This window comes from Halomicrobium urmianum (assembly GCF_020217425.1).
GTDB classification, from domain to species: Archaea; Halobacteriota; Halobacteria; order Halobacteriales; family Haloarculaceae; genus Halomicrobium; species Halomicrobium urmianum.
This window is the reverse complement of the sequence record NZ_CP084090.1, coordinates 1150542-1173516: the sequence shown is the minus strand read 5'-3', so window position 1 is coordinate 1173516 and position 22975 is coordinate 1150542. Positions and strand designations below refer to the sequence as shown.

Here is a 22975-nt window from a genome sequence, read left to right as displayed (position 1 = left end):
GCCCCTCGATGTGTAACTAGTTTCAATTGCTACTATAGTGCCAGCCGTCGACTCTCTTCGCCGTCTACCACGCTGTCGTTCGAGGAGTGTCTGGCTGATAAATCCGTTTGCTCCCGGACGCTAGAGTATCGGTACACGGGACTGAATGCGCCCCGGGAGGGAAGCAACGAGAGGAAATCTTAAGTGCAGTAGTGTCACAGTAGCAACCAGAGTATGTGGGAAGTTCACAGTGGAATGGAGGGCTCCACAGGTGGCGAACAGAGCCACCAGACCCTCGCAGCGGCTGGAGCCCTGATACTGGTGGCCCTGTTCGCCGGCGGGATCGGGGCCGCCGTGGCGGCTACTACCGGACGCCCCGTGCTCGCGTACGCGAGCCTTACGCTGAGCACGCTGTTCTCGATCGCCGTACTCTACGCCCGTGACGTACTTCCACCAGCGTCGCACCAGGAGCGAGGAGGATCACCGCAGCGCAACTCGGCGAAGCGGATGCTCGCGGACGGCGGGTGGATCGACAACGATCACGATGCCATCGGACTGCTCGTCGAAGCAGGGGCCGGAACGCGGACGTCGGGCGGCACTATCTCACTACGCGACGACTTCGAATCGACGTGGTTGCGGATCGCTTCGACGATCGGAGGGACCGACAAAGGGACCGAGATCTTCCGTCAGTCCCTCTGTATCGAGGCGGACAGGGCGACGTTCGTCGACGAGGGGGACGCCTACGAGGTCCGCATCGACGACGTCTATTACGGATGCTGGGAATCGGAAGTGGCGTTCAGGATCGACATGGCGGCAGCCTACCTCCTGAAAGAGAAATACGACCGCTGGACCGACCTGTCGAAACCGGAGCAGGGAGAGGTGCTCTCCGTACTACGAACTTTGCTGGACACGTGCCCCCAATGCGGAGAACCCGTAACGGTCGGCCGCGGAGGCAGGGGAGACGAGCGTAATCCGTACGAGGTGACGGAGATATTCTGTACCCACTGCGATATTCAACTCTACTCGTCACCGGGGTCGATGTCAGTGTGAGGCCCGTGACAGCGAGCGGCGGGCGATCCCTCTGACGGCACGGTGTCGCTAGCAGAGCCGTCGACGCTAGAGATGAATCTAGCGTCGATCGCCAGCGTGGTCAGTATCACGAGCAACCGCACGTCCTAGACGGATACCACTGGTACGCATGTTATCCAGATGGGTCGATGACGCTCAGCTAGACCGCTCGGGACCAGAGCGCGGGAGGGCGGCTGACGACGGCGGGGCTCACAGCCGAGGAATCGGCGTCTCGCGGCGTCCATTCTCGCTGAGTGAATGCGTCCGAGAGCAACGGGACCGCGAATCCCCCCGTCACCTTCCCGTCCGGCCGATCAGTCGGCTAACCGCTCCCGTTCCAGTTTTCCCGGATCGACGTGTTCTCCGCCCACATCGGGTTTCCGTTCAGACAGACATCGGACAGCGTTCTCTATCGGGGAATCAGTCACGGTTCCGCGTAGCCGGGGAGTCAGCGCCGTGCGCGGGCTCGCGGGGAATCCGGAAAGCCGTCGTCTGCCGGTGACCGACGGAGCACCCTGGATTCCCGGACGATCGACGAGGAACCGGTAGACCACTCGAGACGGGCGAAACGGACTGATTCGACGGCCGTGCGAACAGTCGCTCACAGCAACACTTATTAGAGAGCACTAATGCAGTTGAGGTGGCTTACCATGAGCCTTGCAAGACACTATAATCGCGAGTTCGTACGGACGTTTTTCACCTCCCCAGCGGCGGTGGAGGGCGAGGACGACTCCGCAAAGATGCTCCGGAGAGCGGCTCAGCTCCGGGGCATGGAGGCTCCCGACACTTGGATTCCCGACAACGAGGACGCGACTGCGCCCTCCATGCGCGACGAAGGCGTCGAAAACATCGTGGACGTCGTCGCCGAAAACGGCGCCGACTTCCCCGGCGAAATCCATCCCCGCATCGTCTGGCACCGGGACAGCCCCGCGACCCGACACAGTGGTTTCCAGCAGATGCTCCGGATCGCGGACCCCAGCGAGGGTGCCGTCGAGCACATCGACGGGTTCGTCGTCCCCGAGGTCGGAGACCTGGACGACTGGAAGAAGGCCGACGAGTTCCTCACTATCGTCGAGAACGAGTACGGCCTCGAGGAGGGAAGCCTGTCCATGTCCGTGATCGTCGAAAGCGGCGAAGCCGAACTCGCCCTCGGCGACCTGCGCGACGAGATGGGCAAGCCCTCGAACAACCTCGAGCGCCTGTTCCTGCTGGTCGACGGCGAGGTCGACTACACCAAGGACATGCGGGCCACGACGCCGACGGGTGAACTGCCCCCCTGGCCGGAACTCCGACACAACACGTCCCGCGGGGCCAGCGCCGCCGGCCTCGTCGCAGTCGATGGGCCGTACGACGACATCCGCGACGTCGAAGGATACCGCGAGCGGATGATCGACAATCGGGCGAAGGGGATGACGGGCATCTGGGCGCTGACGCCGAATCAGGTGGTCGAGGCGAACACGGCGCCGTTGCCGCCCGAATCCGGCAGCTGGCTGCTCGAAGTCGACGGCGAGGACGTCGAACTGTCCGGGGAGGACGGCCTGCAGGTCTACGACGGCAACCACCTCTCACTCGAGGAGAGCGGTGACGGGGAGTACGTGCTCCACGTGGGTTCAGACGCGCAGGAACTCGACGAAGACGAACTCCGCGAGCAGTTGCTTGCGATGGCCTCCTACGTTCCGAGCATGAATGACGTGGTCGACTCGATGGCCGAGTTCGAAGCCGCCAAGGAGGCGGGTAAAGGCGCGATCGCTATGACGCAGTCGGCGACGCTGGTGATCGACGGCGTCGAGGTCGAAATCAGCCGCGACAGGATGTGGGACGAGGCGACGTACCAGGCCGCTCAGACGCCGATCTCCCTCTTCCAGGACGTCTACGAGCATCGTCCGGACCAGCACGAGGACCTGGAAGAGATGTACGGGACCGACGTCGTCGAACGCGCGATGAACCTGGGCAACTAGCTCGCCTCGCCGTCGCGACCGCGGCCGGCCGGACGCCCGCACGTCGGTACACGACCGCCTGCACGGACGGGCTGAACCGCTGTTACTCCCAGCGTGGATCGGCGACGTTCGGGTCAGAACGTTCGGCGCATTCGGACCGTGTCTCCGCGCCGGTGAGCGAGACGCGCCTGTACGGGGGCCGCGTCGATCCGGGATGCCAGCGACCCGCGGCGGAGCCAGAGTGCGACCAGTTCCTCGCCACCCAGGCGGTGGTCACCGGGTCACGCTGTTCCATAATACAAAACGGGCAGCCGACGACGACGTTCGATCGCCGAATCACGGGCGCGGTCCAACCGTCACTGTCCAGCGGCTCCGGGCAGAGCTGGACCCCCCTCGGCGACTTCGCTAGGCGCGGTCGTGCGTGCGACGGCGGCTGGTGGCAAGACGAGGCAATATTACCCGACTAGAACACACTAATTTTACCGGCGCTGGACTCACCGGTGCGATACGACGTGGACAGCGCGGCACTTCGAGCGGCGGCCGTGGACGGCGGTGTCGCTGGCGAGGACAGGCGTCGACGGACGGCGGCCAGTGACGAGGACGTCGCGTCTACAGGCTCACAGGTACGGCGCCGTCGGCGACGGTACGCGTCCCCGCGTGCCGGCGGCCGCTCGGTGACGGTGAGACGTGTGGTTAGCTATCGACCCCCAAGCTATATCACAACCCATCAATACAACAGCAATTATGACCCAGAACATGAGCGCGGACGGACCGCAGGCGGCCCGGACGGGGTCGTTGCGAGACGACGCCGAGGAGTACGCGGAACTGGCCAGGGATCTCCGTGCGGAGGTCGACGGCGAGGTCAGGTTCAACGAGTACGCACAGGTCCTCTACGCGACGGACGGTAGCATCTACCAGGCCCGCCCGGCGGGTGCGGTCGAGCCCAGACACGTCGAGGACGTTCAGGCGGCCGTCCGCATCGCTGCCGACCACGACGTACCGATCATCGCCCGCGGAGCGGGCTCGTCGCTCGGGGGCCAGGCGGTCGGGCCGGGATGCGTCGTGCTGGACATGTCTACGTACATGGACGACATCGTCGAGATACGGCCCGACGAGATGCGGGCCGTGGTCCAGCCGGGCGTCGTCCAGGACGAGTTCGATGCGGCGGCTGCCGAGTACGGCCTCAAGTTCGCACCCGACCCGGCGTCCTCGAACAGGGCGACCATCGGCGGCGGTATCGGAAACAACTCGACCGGCGCCCACTCAGTCAGGTACGGGATCACCGACGCGTACACGGAGCGGCTGAAAGTGGTGCTCGCCGACGGCACGCTCATGGAGACGCGGGAGGTGGTTCTCGACAGCGACGAGTGGGACGACGTCGTCGGAGCCGACACCCGAGAGGCCGAGATCTACGAGACGGTCCGGGAACTCGTCGAGTCGAACGAGAAGGAGATCGACGAGCGGTACCCGGACCTAAAGCGGAACGTCTCCGGGTACAACCTCCAGAAAGTCATCTACGAGAACGACGAGGGAGAGGAGGTGATCAACCTCTCGAAGCTGTTCGTCGGCGCCGAGTCGACGCTCGGCGTGGTCGTCGAGGCCGAGATCTCCCTGGTGACCCAGCCGGAGTCGACGGCGCTGGCCCTGTACTGCTTCACGGACCTCATCGAGGCGCTCGAAGCGGTCCCGCGGGCGCTGGAACACGACGTGAGCGCCGTGGAGCTGATGGACGAGGAGGTGTTCCGTCTCGCCAGGGAGTCCGAACAGTACGCCCGGTACGAGGAGCCGATTCCCGACGAGGCGGCCGCGGCGCTGATGATCGAGTTCGACTCCGAACTCGTAGAGGACTTCGAGGCGGCCATCGGCGAGACCAACGAGCGCTTCGTCGAGAACGGGGCGGCCTTCGAGGTCATCGAAGCCTACTCCGAGGAGGCCCAAGCGAAGCTCTGGAAGCTCCGGAAGGCGGCCATTCCGCTGTTGATGAGCCTCGAGGGCAATCCGAAGCCGTATCCGTTCATCGAGGACGCGACGGTCCCGCCGGAGGAACTGGCCGAGTACACCCAGCGGTTCATGGACGTCCTGGAGGACCACGACACCACGGCGGCGTACTTCGCCCACGCCGGCAGCGGGACGTTGCACATCCGTCCCATCCTCTCGCTGAAGGAGGACAAGGGCGTCCAGATGATGCGTTCGATCACCGACGACGTGACGGACCTCGTCGTCGACCACCACGGGGCGTTCTCGGGCGAACACGGCGACGGGCTCGCCCGGACCGAGTTCAATCCGAAGATGTACGGCGACGACCTCTGGTCCGCGTTCCAGGACCTGAAGACCGCCTTCGACCCCGACTGGCGGATGAACCCCGGCAAGGTGGTGTACACCGACGAGGACCCGACCGACATGCGAGAGCACCTCCGGTACGGCGCCGCGTACTCCTCGATCGAGCCCCAGACGACGCTTGACTTCTCCGACGAGGGAGGGTTCTTCCACCTCGTCGAACTGTGCAACGGCTGCGGGACCTGTCGACAGCAGGACACCGACGTGATGTGTCCGACCTACCGGGCCACCGACGACGAGCTCACAGCCACGCGTGGCCGTGCCAACATGCTACGCGCCGCCATCAGCGGCGAAATCTCCGAAGAGCAGCTGTACTCGGAGGCGTTCCAGGAGGACGTCCTCGACCTCTGTGTCGGGTGCAAAGGGTGCAAGTCGGACTGCCCGACCGGCGTCGACCTGGCGAAGCTCAAGACGGAAGTCAAACACCAGTACCACGAGTCGGAAGGGGCCGGGCTGCGGACGAAGCTCTTCGGCAACATCGACCGCCTCTCCGAGGTGGGGTCGCGCCTCGCGCCGCTGTCGAACTGGGCGACCTCGGTGCCCGGATTCCGGACGGTCATGGAGTCGGTGTTCGGCATCGCGGCTGACAGGCAACTACCCACGTTCGCCGACCAATCCCTCCAGCAGTGGGCCGACGACCGCGAGCCGGCAGTCTCGGCCCGGGAGGCGGACCGCAAGGTGCTCCTGTTCCCGGACACGTACACGAACTACAACTATCCGGCGCCGGGGAAGGCCGCCGTCCGCGTCCTCGAAGCCGCGGGCGTCCACGTCCGAGTCCCCGACGAGATCGCACCGAGCGGACGCGCGGCCTACTCCGTCGGCCTCCTCGACGTCGCGAAGGACCGCGCGCGGACGAACGTGAACGCGTTCACGGAGTACATCGACGACGGCTGGGAGGTCGTCGCCGTCGAACCGAGTGACGCGGTGTGCTTCCAGGACGAGTACACCGACCTCCTACCCGGTATGCGAACGGATCAGGTCGCGGAACACGCCTACGGCGTCTGTGAGTACCTCGACGCCCATCGGTTGGTCGAGGACCTCCCCACCCGAAGTCCGTCGACCTCGCTCGCCTACCACGGCCACTGCCACCAGCACGCGGCCGGCAAGGATCACCACGCCGTCGGCGTCCTCCGCCGCGCCGGCTACGCCGTCGACCCGCTCGATTCGAGCTGCTGTGGCATGGCGGGGAGCTTCGGCTACGAGGCCGAGCACTACGACCTCTCGAAATCCATCGGCGAACTGCTGTTCGAGAAGATCAGATCGAGCGACGCGTCTCAGGTCGTCGCCCCGGGCGGGTCCTGTCGGACGCAGATCGGCGACAGCGACGTCGTGGCTGACAATCCACCCCACCCGATCGAGATGCTCGACCGGGCCGTCCAGGCGTGACCCGTCCTACCGTCGGGCCAGCTCTACCGCCGCGACCGCGACAGGGAGCGGTCGCCGCCAGTTCTAGCGGGAGCTAGACCCCTGGGGCCGCGACGCCCGCTACGAGTACGTGAGACTGAGCTCGACGAGGTTGGCGGTGTTCTTCACCGCGTCGACGTGCTCCTCTCTGGCGGCGTCGTCGGCCATGCGGCTCTTGGGCGTCGAGATGCTGACCGCGCCCTTCACGGTCCCGTCCTCGGTTCGGATCGGCGCGGCGACGCAGCGGAGCCCGCGCCACCGCTCCTCGTCGTCGTACGCGAAGCCCTGCTCCTCGATTCGTTCGAGTTCGGCGCGTATCTCGTCCTCGTCGGTGATCGTGTTCGGGGTCTCCGGCGGCAGTCCGCGCGCTTCGAATACGGCGTTGATCCGGTCGCTCGGCAGGTGAGCCAGCATCGCCTTCCCGAACGCCGAGTTGTGGAGGGGGACCTGCGCACCGATGTGGGTGTCGAGTTCGACCGCGTTCTCCCCCTTCGCCCGGTAGAGGACGACCCCGAATCCCCGTTCGTGGGTCACGAGGGTCACGAGTTCGCCGCTACTGGCGGCGAGTTCGTCGATCTCCGGTTTCGCCGCCTCGAAGAGGTCGATCTCGTTCCGGAGAACGCCGCCGATGTTCAGAAACTGGAGGCTCAGTTCGTAGGCGTCCCCGTCTTTGATCACGTACTCCTGCTCGCGCAGCGTGGCGAGGTGGTTGTGGACGGTGCTCTTGTTCATGTCCAGCTCCGCGGCGATCTCCCGGAGGTACGCCGATCGCCGTTCCTTCAACACCTCGATTATCTCGACGCTCTTCTCCAGGGCTTTCACTGGATGCCGGGCGCGCTCGTTCATAGCGGGACGTCGCTCCGAATGACAATTAATCTATTCATCAATAGAGAACGTTGTATCGGAACTCCAGCGGAGCGGTGCGTGAGGCCGTGAGCGGATCGGTACTTCCCCGGCGGTCGTACGTCAGTCAGTTGGCCGCCGACGGACGAAGCGTTCACCGGGAACGCTACCGCATGTGCGTCTATAGTAGAACTTGAACGCACTGACACACTCGAGGGACACCTCGGGAGCCCCTCGATGTGCAAATAGTTTCAGTTTCTACTATAGGAAGACGCGACTGTCCGGCTTGACCGGTGCGTCGGATACGGCTCCGGTCGTCGCGGTCTCTAGCGCTGACCGGGCGACGGATCGCTCGACTCTCCCCAAACACTTATATAAACTAGCAGTGATCTATCGGGCGCAATGGCTGACGAGCAGCGGTTCATTCGGCCGTCGGAGATCGAAACGCTCGAACTGGACTGGGGAACGATCAAGTGGCTCTCTACCCCGGAGACGACGGGATCGGAGACGTTCAGTGCGGGGATCGTCGTCGTCGAACCCGGAAAAGGTCACGAGCGTCACACCCATCCGGACAGCGAGGAGGTCCTGTTCGTCCTCAGCGGTCGGGGCGTACAGATGATCGACGACGAGGAACGGGAGATACGGCCGGGCGACATGCTGCACATCCCGGCCGGCGTCGAACACAGCACCACGAACACGTCCTGGGAACCGCTCCGGTTTCTGGCGATGTACGGGCCGCCGGGGCCCGAAGCGGAGATCCGTCACCTGGCTGAATGTACCGTCGTGCCGCCGGGAGAGCGCACGCAGGGCTAGCGATCGACTCAGAACCCACGGACGTGCGACCGACGCCAGCGCGAACTGCGTTCGAACCGAACGCGACGCCGATCCGGTGCTCGAACGAGCTATAGTGAAAATTTAACGCACTGACACGTCGAGGGGCACCCGGGGTGCCCCTCGATGGGTACATAGTTTCAATTTCTACTAGAGAGTCCCGTGCGGTTCGAACCGCCCTCAAACGCCTGCGGATCGTGCCGCTCGGTCCCTCCGGCACCGCCGATCGCCCTCGACGGGACTGGAGCCAGATCACCGACCAATCGGACCGATACTGCCGAAGGAGGTCGCGCTCGGCGTTGTCTCGCCGATTCTGGGGTCGATCCCAATATTAATTACGCAGTCCGAAGACAGTCAAAACGTCCATGAAGTTCACGCGAAGCGAGTCCCTCGAACGGCTGGAATCGGTCATCGACAGCGGCGAACCGATAATCGGAGCCGGCGCCGGCACCGGGATCTCCGCGAAGTTCGCCGAGCGTGGCGGCGTCGACCTACTGATCATCTACAACTCCGGGCGCTACCGGATGAACGGGCGCGGTTCGCTCGCGGGCATCCTGCCGTACGGCGACGCCAACGAGATCGTCGTCGAGATGGGTCACGAGGTGATTCCAGTCGTCGAGGACACCCCGGTCCTCGCGGGCGTCAACGGTACCGACCCGTTCCGGGAGATGGAGGTCTTCATCGAGGACCTCCGCCGACGCGGGTTCTCCGGCGTCCAGAACTTCCCGACCGTCGGACTCATCGACGAGGACAGCACGTTCCGCCAGAACCTCGAGGAGACGGGGATGGGATACGACGAGGAGGTCGAGATGATCCGCGAGGCCAGCGGTCAGGGGATGCTCACGTGCCCCTACGTGTTTAACGAAGATCAGGCGCGGGCGATGGCCGAGGCCGGCGCGGACGTCGTCGTCTCGCACATGGGCCTGACGACCTCCGGCGACATCGGCGCCGAGACCGCGCTCGACCTCGACGAGGCGGCCGAGCGCGTTCAGGCCCACCACGACGCGGCCAAGGAGGTGAACGAAGACGTCCTCGTCATCTGTCACGGCGGCCCCATCGCCTGGCCGGACGACGCGGAATACGTTCTGAACAACACCGAGGGCATCGTCGGGTTCTTCGGCGCCTCTAGCATCGAACGGCTGCCGACCGAGGAGGCCATCGAGAACCAGGCCCGCGAGTTCAAGGAGATAGATTTCTGATGACTCTCGTCACTCAACGGAGGCGAGTACCGTGACTGTCGCCGTCGTGGGGACCCTCGACACGAAGGGCGAAGAGATCGGCTTCGCTCGCGACGTCCTCACAGCCCAGGGCGTCGACGTCCACCTCGTCGATGTCGGAGTCATGGGCGACCCCGAGATCGAGCCCGACACGCCGGCGTCAGCCGTCGCCGAGGCGGGTGGCACGACCCTCGACGCGCTCCAGGAGGCGGGGGACCGGGGCGAGGCGATGGAAGCGATGGGGGACGGTGCGGCCGCCGTCGTCCAGAAGCTCCACGACGACGGCGAACTCGACGGCGTCCTCGGGCTCGGCGGCTCGGGGAACACGTCGATCGCGACGGCCGCGATGCGGTCGCTGCCGGTCGGCGTGCCGAAGCTGATGGTCTCGACGGTCGCCTCCGGCGACACCGAACCCTACGTCGGGACGCGGGACATCGCGATGATGTACTCGGTGGCGGACATCGAAGGGCTCAACCAGCTCTCTCGCACCGTCATCGCGAACGCCGCCCTCGCGATGGCCGGGATGGTGACCAACGATCCCGACGTTGCGGTACCCGACAAACCGACGATCGGGATCACGATGTTCGGGGTCACGACGCCCTGCGTGCAGACGGCTCGCGAGTGGCTCGAGGACCGAGGCTACGAGACGATCGTCTTCCACGCGACGGGGACCGGCGGCCGAGCGATGGAGAACCTGATCGAAGAGGGCGTCATCGACGGCGTCCTCGACGTGACGACGACGGAGTGGGCCGACGAACACGTCGGCGGGGTCCTCGCCGCCGGTCCGGAGCGCCTCGACGCGGCCGCCGAGACCGGCGTCCCGCAGGTCGTCTCGACGGGCGCGCTCGACATGGTCAACTTCGGGCCGCGCGAGACAGTCCCCGAGGAGTTCGAGGACCGGACGTTCCACGTCCACAACCCCCAGGTAACGCTCATGCGGACGACGCCCGAGGAGAACGCAGAGATCGGTCGGATCATCGCCGAGAAGGTCAACGCCGCGACCGGCCCCGCTAGCGTCGCACTCCCCCTCGGTGGCGTCTCGATGCTAGACGACGAGGGAGAGGACTTCTACGACCCCGAGGCCGACGCGGCGCTGTTCGAAGCCCTCCGTGACCACCTCGACGACGACGTCGACCTGCTCGAGCTAGAGGCGAACGTCAACGACGAGTCCTTCGCCGTCGCGGTAGCCGAACAGCTAGACGAGTACATGCAGTCGGCGGACTGAGCTGACGGCGCTGGACAGACCGGGGGTGATTCGCCCCACCTGTGATTCGGCGCCCCCGGGAGCGACGCGTATTGTAGTCATCTGTGCCAAAAGTTTAAGTCATAGATAGTTCCATATGCCCATGAGCTACCCGATAAAACATGACGGACAATAGTCAATCAGCGGGCGAATCCAGGCGTCAGTACCTCAAAGGACTTGCAGCGGGCGGCCTCGCGGCCGGCCTCGCCGGTTGTCAGGGCGACGGCGGCGACGGCGGCGACGGCGGGGGCGACGGTAACAGCAGCGGCGATGGCAGCGGCGATGGCAGCGGCGGCCAGCAGTACGATCCGATGGGCAACTTCCCGCCGGAAGGTGACACGGTCGCGATCGGATTCAACGGCCCCCTCTCGGGCGCGCTCGGCCCGGACGGGCAGGATCAGGAGAAGGGCTTCGACCTCGCGGTCAAGCACCTGAACAACGGCGGCGGACTCGTCGACTCCTGGGACGCCCTGAGCGGCGACGGGATCCTCGGAAAACAGGTCGAGCCGACGAAGGCCGACACCGCGGGCGACCCCGACACCGCCAACCAGAACATCAACGGGATGATCCAGCAGGACAACATCCAGTTCTGGACCGGCGGTATGTCGAGTACGGTGACGATGGCGATGCAGGACGTCGCCCAGCGCGAGAAGGTCCCGTTCATGGGCGGGAACTCGACGTCGGCCGGCATCAGCGGGGAGAACTGCTCGCGGTACTACTTCCATCCGACCTTCCACGCGGAGATTATCGGAATGGCCGCCGGCGAAGCGCTGCCGCAGGTCCTGGGCGAGGACCGCCAACTGTTCCACATCTACATGGACTACTCCTACGGCCAGTCCAACCGCGACGCGATGCGGAAGCACCTCGCTGAGAACGGCCCGTGGGAGGACGTGGGCGGGGCGGCCATCGCCGAGGGCGAGAGTGACCACCAGACGCAGATCCAGGCGCTGCAGGACTCCGGCGCCGACGTCGTCCACTTCGCGAGCTTCGGCGAGTTCGCGGCCAGTGGCCTCTCCCAGATGGTCGACGCCGGCGTGACGGAGGACGTCGAGGTGTTCATCCCGCACGTGAGCGCGTTCACGCTCGACCCGATGGGATCGGACGCCGAGGGCGTCTACGGTATGGAGCCGTGGAACCCCAACTACGACAACGAGGCGTCGAACACCTTCGTGCAGGCCTACCAGGACGAATACGGAGCGGTGCCCAACCAGAGCTCGATGCATACGTACGAGTCGATGATGGTCTACGCCGCCGCCGTCGAGCAGGCCGGGACGTTCCACCCCCCGACCGTCGTGCGCACCCTCGAGGAGTTCTCGTGGGAGCAAGCGTGGGGGCCCTCGCAGTTCCGGACGTGCGACCACCAGGTCGAACGCCCCTGGCACCTGGTTCAGGGCGTCGACAACTCGACCGCCGAGGAGCTGGGGATCCGGACCGACATCGTTCAGACGACCGACCCCCTCGTGTACGAATGCGGTGCATACCCGGCCAACGAGTGTAACATGGACGACAATGAGTACGGCGACGAGTGACGAGGTGGACGACGATCAGCAATCCGCAGCCGTGATCGATCGCTCGTCCCGTCGCACCCGGAACGAGTCCGTCGCCCCCGATCCCGCTATCGACGAACTGAGCGGGACGGCCCCTGCAGCGGGAACCGACCTGCGGACACGGACGGCGGTGTCCGTCGACGGTCCGTGTCGAGCCGATCGTGTTGCGCAAGATTGATTACCTGAGGTGGATCTTTACAAGTCATGTTAGCAATAGACACGAGGTGGGGGCGAGGATGAGCCTCCTCGAATCGGCGGTTCAGTTCGTGTTCATCGCGTTGAGCGTCGCGTCGGTGTACCTGCTCGTCGCGCTGGGGCTGTCGATCGTGTTCGGCTCGCTCCAGTTCATCAACATGGCTCACGGCGCCCTGTACCTGATCGGGGCGTACGTCGGTCTGCTCGTGGGATACGAGATCGAATTCGGCGGCCTGCTCGCGAGCTACGGGCTCTCCCCGCTCGGAATCGAGCTCGGGTTTCTCGCCGCGCTCGTCGTAACACCGGTCGTCGTGTTCGGCCTCGGCGTCGTCATGGAGCGGCTGCTGGCCGACCCGCTGTACGACCGTTCCCTGCTCGATCAGTTGCTGGTGACCTTCGGCATCCTGTTGATCTTTCAGGAAGGGTTCAACCTCGTCTTCGGCCGGACGGGGTTCAACTACCCGCGGCCGGGCTGGGCGTCGGGACCGGTACTCATCCCGGGCGTCGGCGCGGTCTCGCGGTGGCGCGCCTACGTCGTCTTCCTGACGCTCGTCTTCCTGGGGATCATCATCGCCTTCTACAAGTACACCGACTACGGTCTCGCCGTCAGAGCGGGGACCGAGGACACGGAGATGACTGAACTGCTCGGCATCAGGATCGGACGCCCGTTCCTGCTGATCTTCGCCATCGGGGCCTCCTACGCCGGCCTCGCGGGGATCCTCGGCGGATCGCTGTTCGGCGTCAACGCGGGGATGGGCTTCGCCAACATCATCCCGGCGCTGGTGATCGTGATCATGGGCGGAGTCGGCAGCATCAAGGGAACCACCGTCGGCGCGTTGCTCGCGGGCTTCGTCTTCGCTACGGTTACCCAGCTGTGGCCGAGCATGGCGACGGCGAGCATCTACGCGCTCGCGATCGTGATCCTCACGGTCCGTCCGAGCGGGATCTACCCGACGGGGGAGATCGGCCAATGAGCACGGAGACGACCGACGCGAACGCGGAGGGATCGTCGTACCTCAGCTGGCAGACGTGGGACCGGATCAAACACACCGAGTGGTTCATCCTGTTAGCCACGGTCGTGTTCGTCTCGGTGTTCCCGTGGGTGTTCACGAGCGCACCGTTCGTCCCGTCCGAACTCCTCGGCTACAACTCGCTGGTGCGACGGATCCTTATCTGGGGAATCTTCGCGCTGGGGTTCAACCTCCTGCTCGGACAGACGGGCATGCTGTCCTTCGGCCACGCCATGTTCTTCGGCGGTGCGGCCTACGCCACGTCACTGTTCGCGAACCACGTCGTCGCGGACCCGTTCCTCGCGGTCGTCGTCGGCGTGCTGTTCGCGGTGCTGGTAGCCGCCGTGACGGCGTTCCCGCTCCTGCGACTGCACACGGTGTACTTCTCCATCGTGACCCTGGCGATCGCCCAGATGCTGTTCTACCTCGCCAGAGAACCGCTGGGAGATCTCACCGGCGGCATCAACGGTCTCGGGGTCGACCGCAACGCGCTCTTCGGCGTCGTCGACCTGAACGAGCCGCTCACTGGCATCGCCGGCGTGCTCTGGATGGACTACATGTACCTGTTCATCGCCGCGTTCTTCGTCGCGGTGGTGGCGTTCATCACGCGCGTCCGGAAGTCGCCGTACGGTCTGATCCTCAAGGCGATTCGCGAGAACGGGACGCGTGCTTCGTTCGTCGGCCTGAACGTCTGGCGATACAAGTACGCCGCCTTCGTCCTCTCGGGGTTCGTCGCCGGGATCGCCGGCGGTCTCATGCCCATGGAGACGATGTTCACCGGCGTGAATCGCCTCCACTGGACGACCAGCGGGGACGTCGTCATGATGACCGTCCTGGGCGGGCTCGGAACGATTGTCGGCCCCATCCTGGGCGTGAGCGTCTTCGTCTACTTCGAGGGAGTCGTCAACGGCCTCGACCAGATCGGGGGCTACTGGCTCCTGACGCTCGCGCTGGCGTTCACGGCGGTCGTCTGGAAGTACCCCGACGGTATATGGGGGATGGTCACGAACGCCAGCGAACGGCTTCGCTCACAGCGAGGTGATCGCTAATGGCACTACTCGAAACGCGTAACCTGACGAAGGAGTTCGGCGGTCTCACGGCACTGAACCAGGTGGACATCTCGATCGAGCAGGGCGAGCTCGTCTCGCTCATCGGCCCCAACGGGGCGGGCAAGTCGACGCTGATTAACACGATCACAGGGATGCTGGAGCCGACCACCGGGGAGATCACCTACGCCGGCACGGACATCGTCGGTATGGAACCGTTCGAGATCGCCCAGCTCGGCGTCGGACGGTCGTTCCAGACCGCGTCGATCTTCCCCGATCTGACCGTCAGGGAGAACGTCGAAGTCGCCGCGTTCGCGACCGAACACGACTCCTTCAGCGTCAACTTCTTCCGACGGCGGGACGCCTACGACGACGTCCGCACTCGGACCGACCGGATCCTGGAGGTGATCGAACTCGAGGACGAAGCCGACGACGCGGCGGAAGCGCTTCCCTACGGCGACAAGCGTCGCCTCGAGGTCGCCATCGGACTGGCGACGGATCCGGACCTGATGTTCATGGACGAGCCCACTGCGGGGATGTCCCCCAGTGAGACGGACATGACAGTGAGCCTGATCCGCGACCTGCTCGAAGAGCAGGGGATGACGGTCTTCCTGGTGGAACACGACATGGACGTGATCTTCGACGTCTCCGACCGGATCGTCACGCTCGACAAAGGCGAGATAATCGCGAAGGGGACGCCCGCCGAGATCAGGGACGATCCGACCGTTCGCGAGGCCTATCTCGGAGGTGAAGAGGTGTGACGCTGCTCGAACTCGACGGCGTCCACTCCTACTACGGCGCCAGTCACATCCTCCGGGGGATCTCGCTCGAAATCGACGAGGGAGAGGTCGTCTCGCTGCTCGGGCGCAACGGGGCCGGCAAGACGACGACGGTCCGGAGCATCGTCGGCGTCGAGCCGCCCGAGGTCCGATCCGGATCGGTCAGGTTCGACGGCGACGACGTCACGGACTGGCCGGCCGACGACGTCGTTCGAGCCGGCGTCGGGGTGGTGCCCGAAGGGCGGCGACTGTTCACGGAGCTGACGGTCGAGGAGAACCTCGAGATGTCGAAGATCACCCGTGGAACGTGGAACACGATCCGCCGACGCGGCTCCAGGAACGGCGGCAGTACCATGGGCATCGAGGAACTGTACGAACTGTTTCCCCGCCTGGAGGAGCGCCGGAATCAGCGATCCGGGACGCTCTCGGGCGGCGAACAGCAGATGCTCTCGATCGCTCGGACGCTCCGGCTCCCGAACCTCAAGCTGCTCCTGCTCGACGAGCCGACGGAGGGGCTGGCCCCGCAGATCGTCGACGACGTCACGACGGCGATCCGACAGATCGCCGACGAGGGCCTGACCGTGCTGCTCATCGAACAGAACGTTCGCGAGGCGCTGAAGCTCGCGGACCGTGGGTACGTACTCGACCAGGGCGACATCGTCTACGAAGGGACGGTTCCGGAGCTCGAGGCCGAGGACCTCGATCAGTACCTCGTCGTCTAGGCCGGCGGACCGGCCGCGTTCCCGTTCGCGTACGCCGCCGCCGTAACTCGCGACGCTACGTTCCGTCGATCGGCTAGACCATAGAACTATATGCGTCACGGGGAATCATCGCGGACATGCTGACGACAGACCGTCGCCGGTTCCTCGCCGCGGTCGCTGCGTCTGCCGTCCCCCTGGCGAGCGGCTGTACGGCGCCGACGGCGGAGCAATCGGACGGTCACCCCATCGCTGATCCGGTGACGGAGTGGCCGACGTTCCGCGGCAGCCGGTTCAACACCGGCTACGCCCGGGGCGTCGAACCAACCGGCCCCGAGCCGACGGTCGCATGGACGTACGAGGCGAGCGGTCCGTTCTGGGGAAGCCCCGTCGTCGCCGAGGACGCCGTGTTCATCGGAGGCACGGACGGCGCGCTGTACGCGCTGGACGCCGAGACCGGCGACAGGCAGTGGGCCTTCGCGACGGACCATCGCGTCGAGGGCGCGCCGGCGTACGCGGACGGGACCGTCTACGTCGGCTCCTACGACACGCGCGTCTACGCCGTCGATGCGGCGTCCGGGGAGGAGCGGTGGAACCGCGCCCTCGGCGGGCTGATCCGGGGCAGTCCGACCGTCCGGGACGACACCGTCTTCATCGGCGTCGGTTGTCACAACCTGGCGTGTAGCTGGTACGCCGACGAGGCGGACGTCACCCAGGACGGCTGGGTCTATGCCCTCGACGCGGCGTCCGGCGAGACGAGGTGGAAGTATCCCGTCGGCGACGAGGTGGTCAGCACCCCCGCAGTCGACGAGGGCACGGTGTACGTCGGCGCGTCCGACGCGACGATGTACGCGCTCGCCGCGGACACCGGCGACGTCGAGTGGACCTACGACGTCAACGATATGATCTGGTCGAGCCCGGCTCTCGCGTTCGGGACCCTGTTTTTCGCGGACTGGAACGGTCGCGTCCACGCCGTCGACGCGGACTCCGGCGAGGAGGAGTGGACCGCCGACCCGCTCGCCAACTACATCTCCGGGTCGGTCGCCGTCGACGAGGAGGGGGTCTACGTCGGGCACACGCCGTACAACTCCCTCGACGACCCGCAGACGCACTACGGGAAGATGTTCAAGTTCGACCGGCGGACCGGTGCCGAGCTGTGGAGCTTCGAAACGACGGCCCTCGAGATTGGGAGTAGCCCCGTCGTCACGGAGGAGCGGCTGTACTTCGGTACGCACGGTCAGACCGAACGCGACGGGCTCGGCGTCTACGCGCTGTCCACGAGCGGCGAGGAGGAGTGGTTCCTCGAGGTCGGCGCGCGAGGCGTCGGATCGAGCCCGGCGTTGATCGACGGGACGCTGTACTTCGGCGGAACGGACGGCAGCGTCTACGCCGTCGAGTAGGGCGCTCGTCGCCGCGAATACGGCGAGGCCGTCCGTGACGCGCCGGCATAGCCTGCGGACGGGGAACACCCGCGATACGTACCACTTCGAAATATTCACCTCACATTAAACTTAAGGTTTCGTGTCATTTATTGTGCTAGTAGCCTGCACGGGAGAGGGTACCGAGCGGCTCGTCCACCAGGCCCTTTCTCGGCGGGGTGAGGAGCAGCTATGCCAGAATTCGATATCAGCGACCTCTCGGACGCGGACAGGCGAAGCGCACCTGAATCCCTCGGTAGCAGCGGCATACCGGCCGCCAGAACCGAACCCGTAATCCCGTCGCCGCCGGGTTCGGCTGCCGGACGCACTGCCACGCAAGCGGGGGTACCGTCATGACGGACGAGGAGCACAGGACGTCCGTCGGGGCGGGTTCACACCCGCAGACGTATCGACGGCGGTTCATGAAGGCGGCCGGACTCGGCGCACTCGGGCTGTCGGGCCTGAACGGGACGGTCGGTGCACAGAGCGACGACAACCGCATCCGGCTCGAGGCGGTGACGATAGACGTCGGCGGCGGCCGCGGCCGCTCGGAGTACGTCTGGGAAGACGGCGAGGAGGGACTCGTCCGCGGCCCGCCGGAGGCCGTCTGTAACGTCGCAGGGGGCAACCACGTGTGGATGGGCGTCTCCCCGGACGACATCGCCGACGTGGTCAACCCGACGCTGGAGCTGACGGCCGGCGAGACGTACACCGTCGAGTGGACCAACGTCGACGGCGGAACGCACGACTTCGTCGTCGTGGACGACGAGGGCACCGAACTGGTCTCCTCGACCGACGTCTCCGGCGAGGGGGAGACCCAGTCCGTCGAGTTCGAGGCCACCGAGGAGATGGCCGAGTACTACTGCCGGACCCACTCCGGCTCTCAGAGCGGCACGATCCGCGTCGGCGACGGCGGTCCATTCGAACTCAGCGGGCTGGAGCCGACCGAGACGACCGTCGAGCACGGCGAGACCGCCAGCGTCTCAGTGACCGTCACCAACGCCACCGACGAGAGCGCGACTGACGCGGTCACGATGGTGATGGACGGTCAGGACATCGCCTCACAGGAGGTCTCGCTCGACGGGGGAGCGCAGACGACGGTGACGTTCGACGTGGACACGTCGGAGATGGCCGGCGGCGAGCACGCGATGACGATCGCGAGCGGGGACTCACGGGTCTCGGGGACGCTCGTCGTCGAAGGCGGCCCCGACGACGCCATCCTGGAGGTGCTGTACCTGGGTGGCGTCGAAGACGGGGCGACGCACTACTCGGAGGACCTGCTGAAGGTCCTCGGACCGTACATGCTCGAACGGGGCGTCCGGCTCCACTACACGGAGCGGCAGGCGGATCTCAACGCGGAGACGCTGGCCCACTACGACGCCGTGATGCTGTACGGCAACCGGCTCGATCCAACGGAGGCGCAGATCGACGCGCTGATCGAGTTCGTCGAGGACGGGGGCGGGTTCGTGCCGGTCCACGCGGCCTCGGCGTCGTTCACCAGTTCGGACCGGTTCGTCGACCTGGTCGGCGGCCAGTTCCAGACTCACAACGACGGGGTGATGACGACCGATCGGATCCAGCCGGACCACCCCGTCTTCGAGGGCGTCGACGAGATCGAGGTCTGGGAGGAGACGTACCGGCACTCGAACCTGAACGACGACATCGAGGTGCTCGCCTACGGGGCCGGTGCCGACTTCGGGGCGGACGAGAACGAGCCCTGGAACTGGATCCGCACGCAGGGCGACGGGCGCGTCTTCTACACGGCCTGGGGCCACAGCGACGTCTGGGAGACGAGCGGATTCAAACAGCTACTGCACAACGCCCTCCGGTGGGCGTCGGGTAACGAGGATACCATCGGCGACCACCCGATGGCGCCCGAGAAGACCTACACCAACGTCAGCGAGTACGGCCACAGCGAGGTCCCCTACTACCAGGGCGAGGCGCCCGATCCGGTGAGTTCCGAGGACGACGGCGTCTGGGACCTCGTTCAGGATCCGTTCCCCGTCGCCGACTCGATGGCCCACTCGATCACGCCCGCGGAGCTCGAACTGGAGTACTTCGTCAGCGAGGACGTCCTCCCCGACGGCATCGAGGGCGAAATCCTCGACATGACCTTCGACGCCGCCGGCCGCTGCTTCGTCTCGGTGACGCAGGACTACCCCAACGACCCCGGGGCCGGCGAGGACATGATCGTCATCTGCGAGGACGCCGACGGCGACGGGACGGCCGACGAATTCACGGTCTTCCGGGAGGACCTCTCGATCCCTCACAGCCTCGTCCCCCACGAGGACGGCGTCATCGCCGCCGAAGTCGGAACGGACGAGTCGGGCCGCGTCGTCTACCTGGGCGACGAGGACGGCGACGACGTCGCCGACGTCGAGGAGACCGTCTTCACCGGCTACGGCACCGGCGACACCCACGCCGGCCTGAACCAGCTCTACTGGGGCCTGGACAACTGGATCTACGGGGTCGTGGGCTACGCGGGGCTCACGCCGTCGATCGACGAGGACCTCTCCCTCAGTCAGGACGTCTTCCGGTTCAAGCCCGACGGCTCCGAAATCGAGTTCGTCGGCGGCGGTGCGTCGAACATGGCCGGCGTCAAGACCAACGAGGAGGGACTTGTGTTCTGCTCGTCGGCCACCGCCGGCAACAACGTCACCTCCTACGCCGCCATCCCGGCCGCCTACTACGACTACATCAACGGCTTCGAGGGGTACACGACGATCGACATCCGCGCCGACTTCACCTACAGTCGGACGGACAACGAGAACCGGATCCTGCCGATCAACAACCGGTACCGGCAGGTCGACTTCCACGGCGGGTTCACGGCCGCGACCGACCAGGAGATCTACACCGCCCGGGAGTTCCCCGAGCAGTACTGGAACAGCACCACGTTCGTCAGCGACGGCACCGGACAGCTCACCTCGACGTACTACCTCGAGCAGGACGGCGCCGGCTACGAGTCGATCTACCACCACAACCTCTTCGCGAGCAACGACGAGTGGTCATCGCCGACCTACGTCAACACCGGCCCCGACGGGATGGTCTGGCTGATCGACATGTACGACTTCGTCTTCCAGCACAATCCCACCCCGGAAGGCTACGAGAACGGCCCCGGCAACGCCTACGAATCCGCAATCCGGGACACGCAACACTCTCGACTCTACCGCGTGACGACCGGCGACGGTGTCGACCCGCACCCGCAGGACCTGAACGACGCGAGCGCGTCGGAGCTGGTCGACGCGCTGGGCGATGACAACATGTTCTGGCGCCAGACCGCCCAGCGGAAACTCATCGAGCGGGACGCCACCGACGTCGTCGACGACCTCGTCTCGCTGGCGACCAGCGAGAGCCTCGACGACATCGGCCTCGACGTCGGCTCGATCCACGCGCTGTGGACGCTAGAGGGTCTCGACGCCGTCGCGGACAACGCCGACGCGCTGCGGGACGCCCTCACGCACACGTCGGCTGGCGTCCGGCTGAACGCGCTGCGGGTCCTCCCGCCGACGGCCGCCACCCGCGACGCCATCCTCGACCACGACCTGCTCACCGACCCCGACGGCCGCGTCCAGATGTGGGCGCTGCTGACGCTGGCCGAAACGCCCGAGTCCGACGCGGCCGGCCAGGCCATCTACGAGATGATCAGTCAGGAGGAGAACGCGAGCGACGACCTCCTGATCGACGCGGCCTCGGTCGGGGCAGCCAGCCACGCCGAGAGCTTCGTCTCCGCCTACGAGGCCAACGAGGACACCAGCGACGACGACGACGAGCAGCAGTCCGAGAACCTCTTCGAGAATCCGAGCTTCGAGGAGACCCAATCGACCGTCGGTCCGGACGGCTGGTCGACGAACACCTTCGGCGGGTCGGCCGATTACACCTACGCCGAGGGAACCGCCCACAGCGGCGATCACAGCGTCCGGATCTCCTCCGACGACGGCGCCGACGCGGTGTGGTACGCGACGGCGTCGGTCGAACCGGAGACGGAGTACACGCTCAGCGGCTGGATCCGGACCGAGCAGGTCGAGACACAGAGCGACTCCGCCCTGGGGGCGCTGTTCAACGTCCACACGACCGACTACGAGACGGACGTGCTGACCGGGACCAACGACTGGACCGAGGTCAGCGTGACCTTCACCACCGGGGCCGACGTCTCCGACCTCCAGATCAACGCCCTGTTTGGCGGGTACGGGAACGCGACCGGGACCGCCTGGTTCGACGACGTCTCCCTGACCGGTCCCGACGGCACCAACCTGCTGTCCAACGGCGGCTTCGAGTCCGGTACGTCGTCCAGCCAGCCGACCGCGTGGGAGACAAACAACTGGCAGGGGACGGAGGTCGAGTTCGCTCACGACGCCTCGGTGTCCCGGAGCGGGGACTACAGCGTCCGCGTCGACTCGACGGAGGGGGCCGACGCCTCCTGGACGCAGGTGTTCGACGTCGAACCGAACACTGAGTATCGCTTCTCCGCCTACGTGAAGACCGGCGAGGACTTCGCGCCCGACACCGGCTTCGGCGCGACGCTCAACGTCCACGAACTCGGCCAGGACTCACTGGCCGATCCCATCACGGAGTCCGGGCAGGACTGGACGGAGATCAGCACCACGATCAACAGCGGCTCGAACGACCAGCTCACCTTCAACTGCCTGTACGGCGGGTGGGGCTTCGCGACCGGCACCGCGTGGTGGGACGACGCCTCGCTCGTGCAGCTCAGCGGGTTCGGCGACGGTCACGAGCAGGTGTACAACCGCGTCGTGGCCCACATCGACATGATGGGGGTGACCGCCGAGTTCACCGCGTCCCCGACCGCGGTGGCGCCGGGCGAGGAAGTGAGCTTCGACGCCGCCGACTCCTCCAGTCCCGACGGCGCCATCACGAGCTACGAGTGGGACTTCGGCGACGGCGCGACGGCCAGCGGCGAGTCCGTGAGCCACACCTACGGCTCCGCCGGCGAGTACGACGTGACGCTGACCGTCACCGACGAGACCGGTGCGACGGACTCGACGACGACGACCGTCGCGGTCGAGGCCGGTTCGGGTGCGATCGATCCGTCCACGACGATCCAGCTGGAGGCCCAGAGCAACGATGCGTGGACGGGCGTTGCACCGTCGGAGATCGAAGGCGAGAACCCGACGCTGACCCTCGCAGAGGGCGAAGAGTACACCCTGACGTGGACGAACGTCAACGGTGGTACTCACAACGTCGTCATCGAAGACGCCGACGGAAATACACCCGTCAGTACCGATATCATGGCGGAACAGGGCGGCACACAGACGGTCACGTTCACCGCGACCAGCGATCTGGACATCTACTACTGTGCGCCCCACCAGGGCCTCGGGATGCAGGGCGACGTCGAGGTGGTCTGAGCGGGCGAGGTCAGCCTGTCGTCGTCCCCGCTGTCCGCACCCAGAGTGAACGAGCGGGTT

General features: G+C 65.9%; 14 protein-coding genes. 13 read left to right on the top strand and 1 reads right to left on the bottom strand.

Annotated elements, in window-relative coordinates; genetic code table 11:
- Positions 1-234: 234 nt before the first annotated feature.
- The 3 genes from LCY71_RS05585 to LCY71_RS05575 all read left to right on the top strand — a co-directional run bounded on the left by LCY71_RS05585 (position 235) and on the right by LCY71_RS05575 (position 6707).
- Positions 235-1029: a DUF8054 domain-containing protein gene (locus LCY71_RS05585; RefSeq protein ID WP_225335374.1), complete on the top strand. Its 795-nt coding sequence runs from the start codon at positions 235-237 to the stop codon at positions 1027-1029.
- A gap of 668 nt (positions 1030-1697) precedes the next feature.
- Positions 1698-3005: a malate synthase AceB gene (gene aceB / locus LCY71_RS05580; RefSeq protein ID WP_225335373.1), complete on the top strand. Its 1308-nt coding sequence runs from the start codon at positions 1698-1700 to the stop codon at positions 3003-3005.
- Positions 3006-3728: 723 nt separating this feature from the next.
- Positions 3729-6707 carry an FAD-binding and (Fe-S)-binding domain-containing protein gene (locus LCY71_RS05575; RefSeq protein WP_225335372.1) on the top strand — a complete coding sequence of 993 codons (2979 nt, stop codon included), beginning with the start codon at positions 3729-3731 and terminating at the stop codon, positions 6705-6707.
- Between the two features lie 99 nt (positions 6708-6806).
- Here LCY71_RS05575 and LCY71_RS05570 read toward each other — a convergent pair whose 3' ends face one another.
- Positions 6807-7571: an IclR family transcriptional regulator gene (locus LCY71_RS05570; protein WP_225335371.1), complete on the bottom strand. Its 765-nt coding sequence runs from the start codon at positions 7569-7571 to the stop codon at positions 6807-6809.
- Between the two features lie 399 nt (positions 7572-7970).
- Between LCY71_RS05570 and LCY71_RS05565 the strand changes: the two genes are divergently transcribed.
- The 10 genes from LCY71_RS05565 to LCY71_RS05520 all read left to right on the top strand — a co-directional run bounded on the left by LCY71_RS05565 (position 7971) and on the right by LCY71_RS05520 (position 22915).
- Positions 7971-8381: a cupin domain-containing protein gene (locus tag LCY71_RS05565; RefSeq protein ID WP_225335370.1), complete on the top strand. Its 411-nt coding sequence runs from the start codon at positions 7971-7973 to the stop codon at positions 8379-8381.
- A 383-nt stretch (positions 8382-8764) separates the two neighbouring features.
- Positions 8765-9598: a phosphoenolpyruvate hydrolase family protein gene (locus LCY71_RS05560; protein WP_225335369.1), complete on the top strand. Its 834-nt coding sequence runs from the start codon at positions 8765-8767 to the stop codon at positions 9596-9598.
- A gap of 31 nt (positions 9599-9629) precedes the next feature.
- Positions 9630-10841, top strand: coding sequence for a Tm-1-like ATP-binding domain-containing protein (locus tag LCY71_RS05555; RefSeq protein ID WP_225335368.1), 1212 nt, complete (start codon positions 9630-9632; stop codon positions 10839-10841).
- 140 nt (positions 10842-10981) lie between these two features.
- The gene (locus tag LCY71_RS05550; protein ID WP_225335367.1) at positions 10982-12388 is read left to right on the top strand and encodes a substrate-binding protein; all 1407 of its coding nucleotides are present in this window, start codon (positions 10982-10984) and stop codon (positions 12386-12388) included.
- A gap of 254 nt (positions 12389-12642) precedes the next feature.
- Positions 12643-13575: a branched-chain amino acid ABC transporter permease gene (locus LCY71_RS05545; RefSeq protein ID WP_225335366.1), complete on the top strand. Its 933-nt coding sequence runs from the start codon at positions 12643-12645 to the stop codon at positions 13573-13575.
- Complete coding sequence (locus LCY71_RS05540) at positions 13572-14660, top strand: branched-chain amino acid ABC transporter permease (protein WP_225335365.1); 1089 nt, start codon at positions 13572-13574, stop codon at positions 14658-14660. The genes LCY71_RS05545 and LCY71_RS05540 overlap by 4 nt, the downstream gene beginning before the upstream one ends.
- On the top strand, positions 14660-15418 hold the full coding sequence (locus LCY71_RS05535; RefSeq protein WP_225335364.1) for an ABC transporter ATP-binding protein: 759 nt from the start codon (positions 14660-14662) through the stop codon (positions 15416-15418). The genes LCY71_RS05540 and LCY71_RS05535 overlap by 1 nt, the downstream gene beginning before the upstream one ends.
- Positions 15415-16158, top strand: coding sequence for an ABC transporter ATP-binding protein (locus LCY71_RS05530; RefSeq protein WP_225335363.1), 744 nt, complete (start codon positions 15415-15417; stop codon positions 16156-16158). Before LCY71_RS05535 ends, LCY71_RS05530 begins: the two co-directional genes overlap by 4 nt.
- A 116-nt stretch (positions 16159-16274) precedes the next feature.
- Positions 16275-17534 carry an outer membrane protein assembly factor BamB family protein gene (locus LCY71_RS05525; RefSeq protein WP_225335362.1) on the top strand — a complete coding sequence of 420 codons (1260 nt, stop codon included), beginning with the start codon at positions 16275-16277 and terminating at the stop codon, positions 17532-17534.
- Positions 17535-17905: 371 nt separating this feature from the next.
- Positions 17906-22915, top strand: a complete 5010-nt coding sequence (locus tag LCY71_RS05520; RefSeq protein WP_225335361.1) for a PVC-type heme-binding CxxCH protein — start codon at positions 17906-17908, stop codon at positions 22913-22915.
- Positions 22916-22975 lie beyond the last annotated feature (60 nt).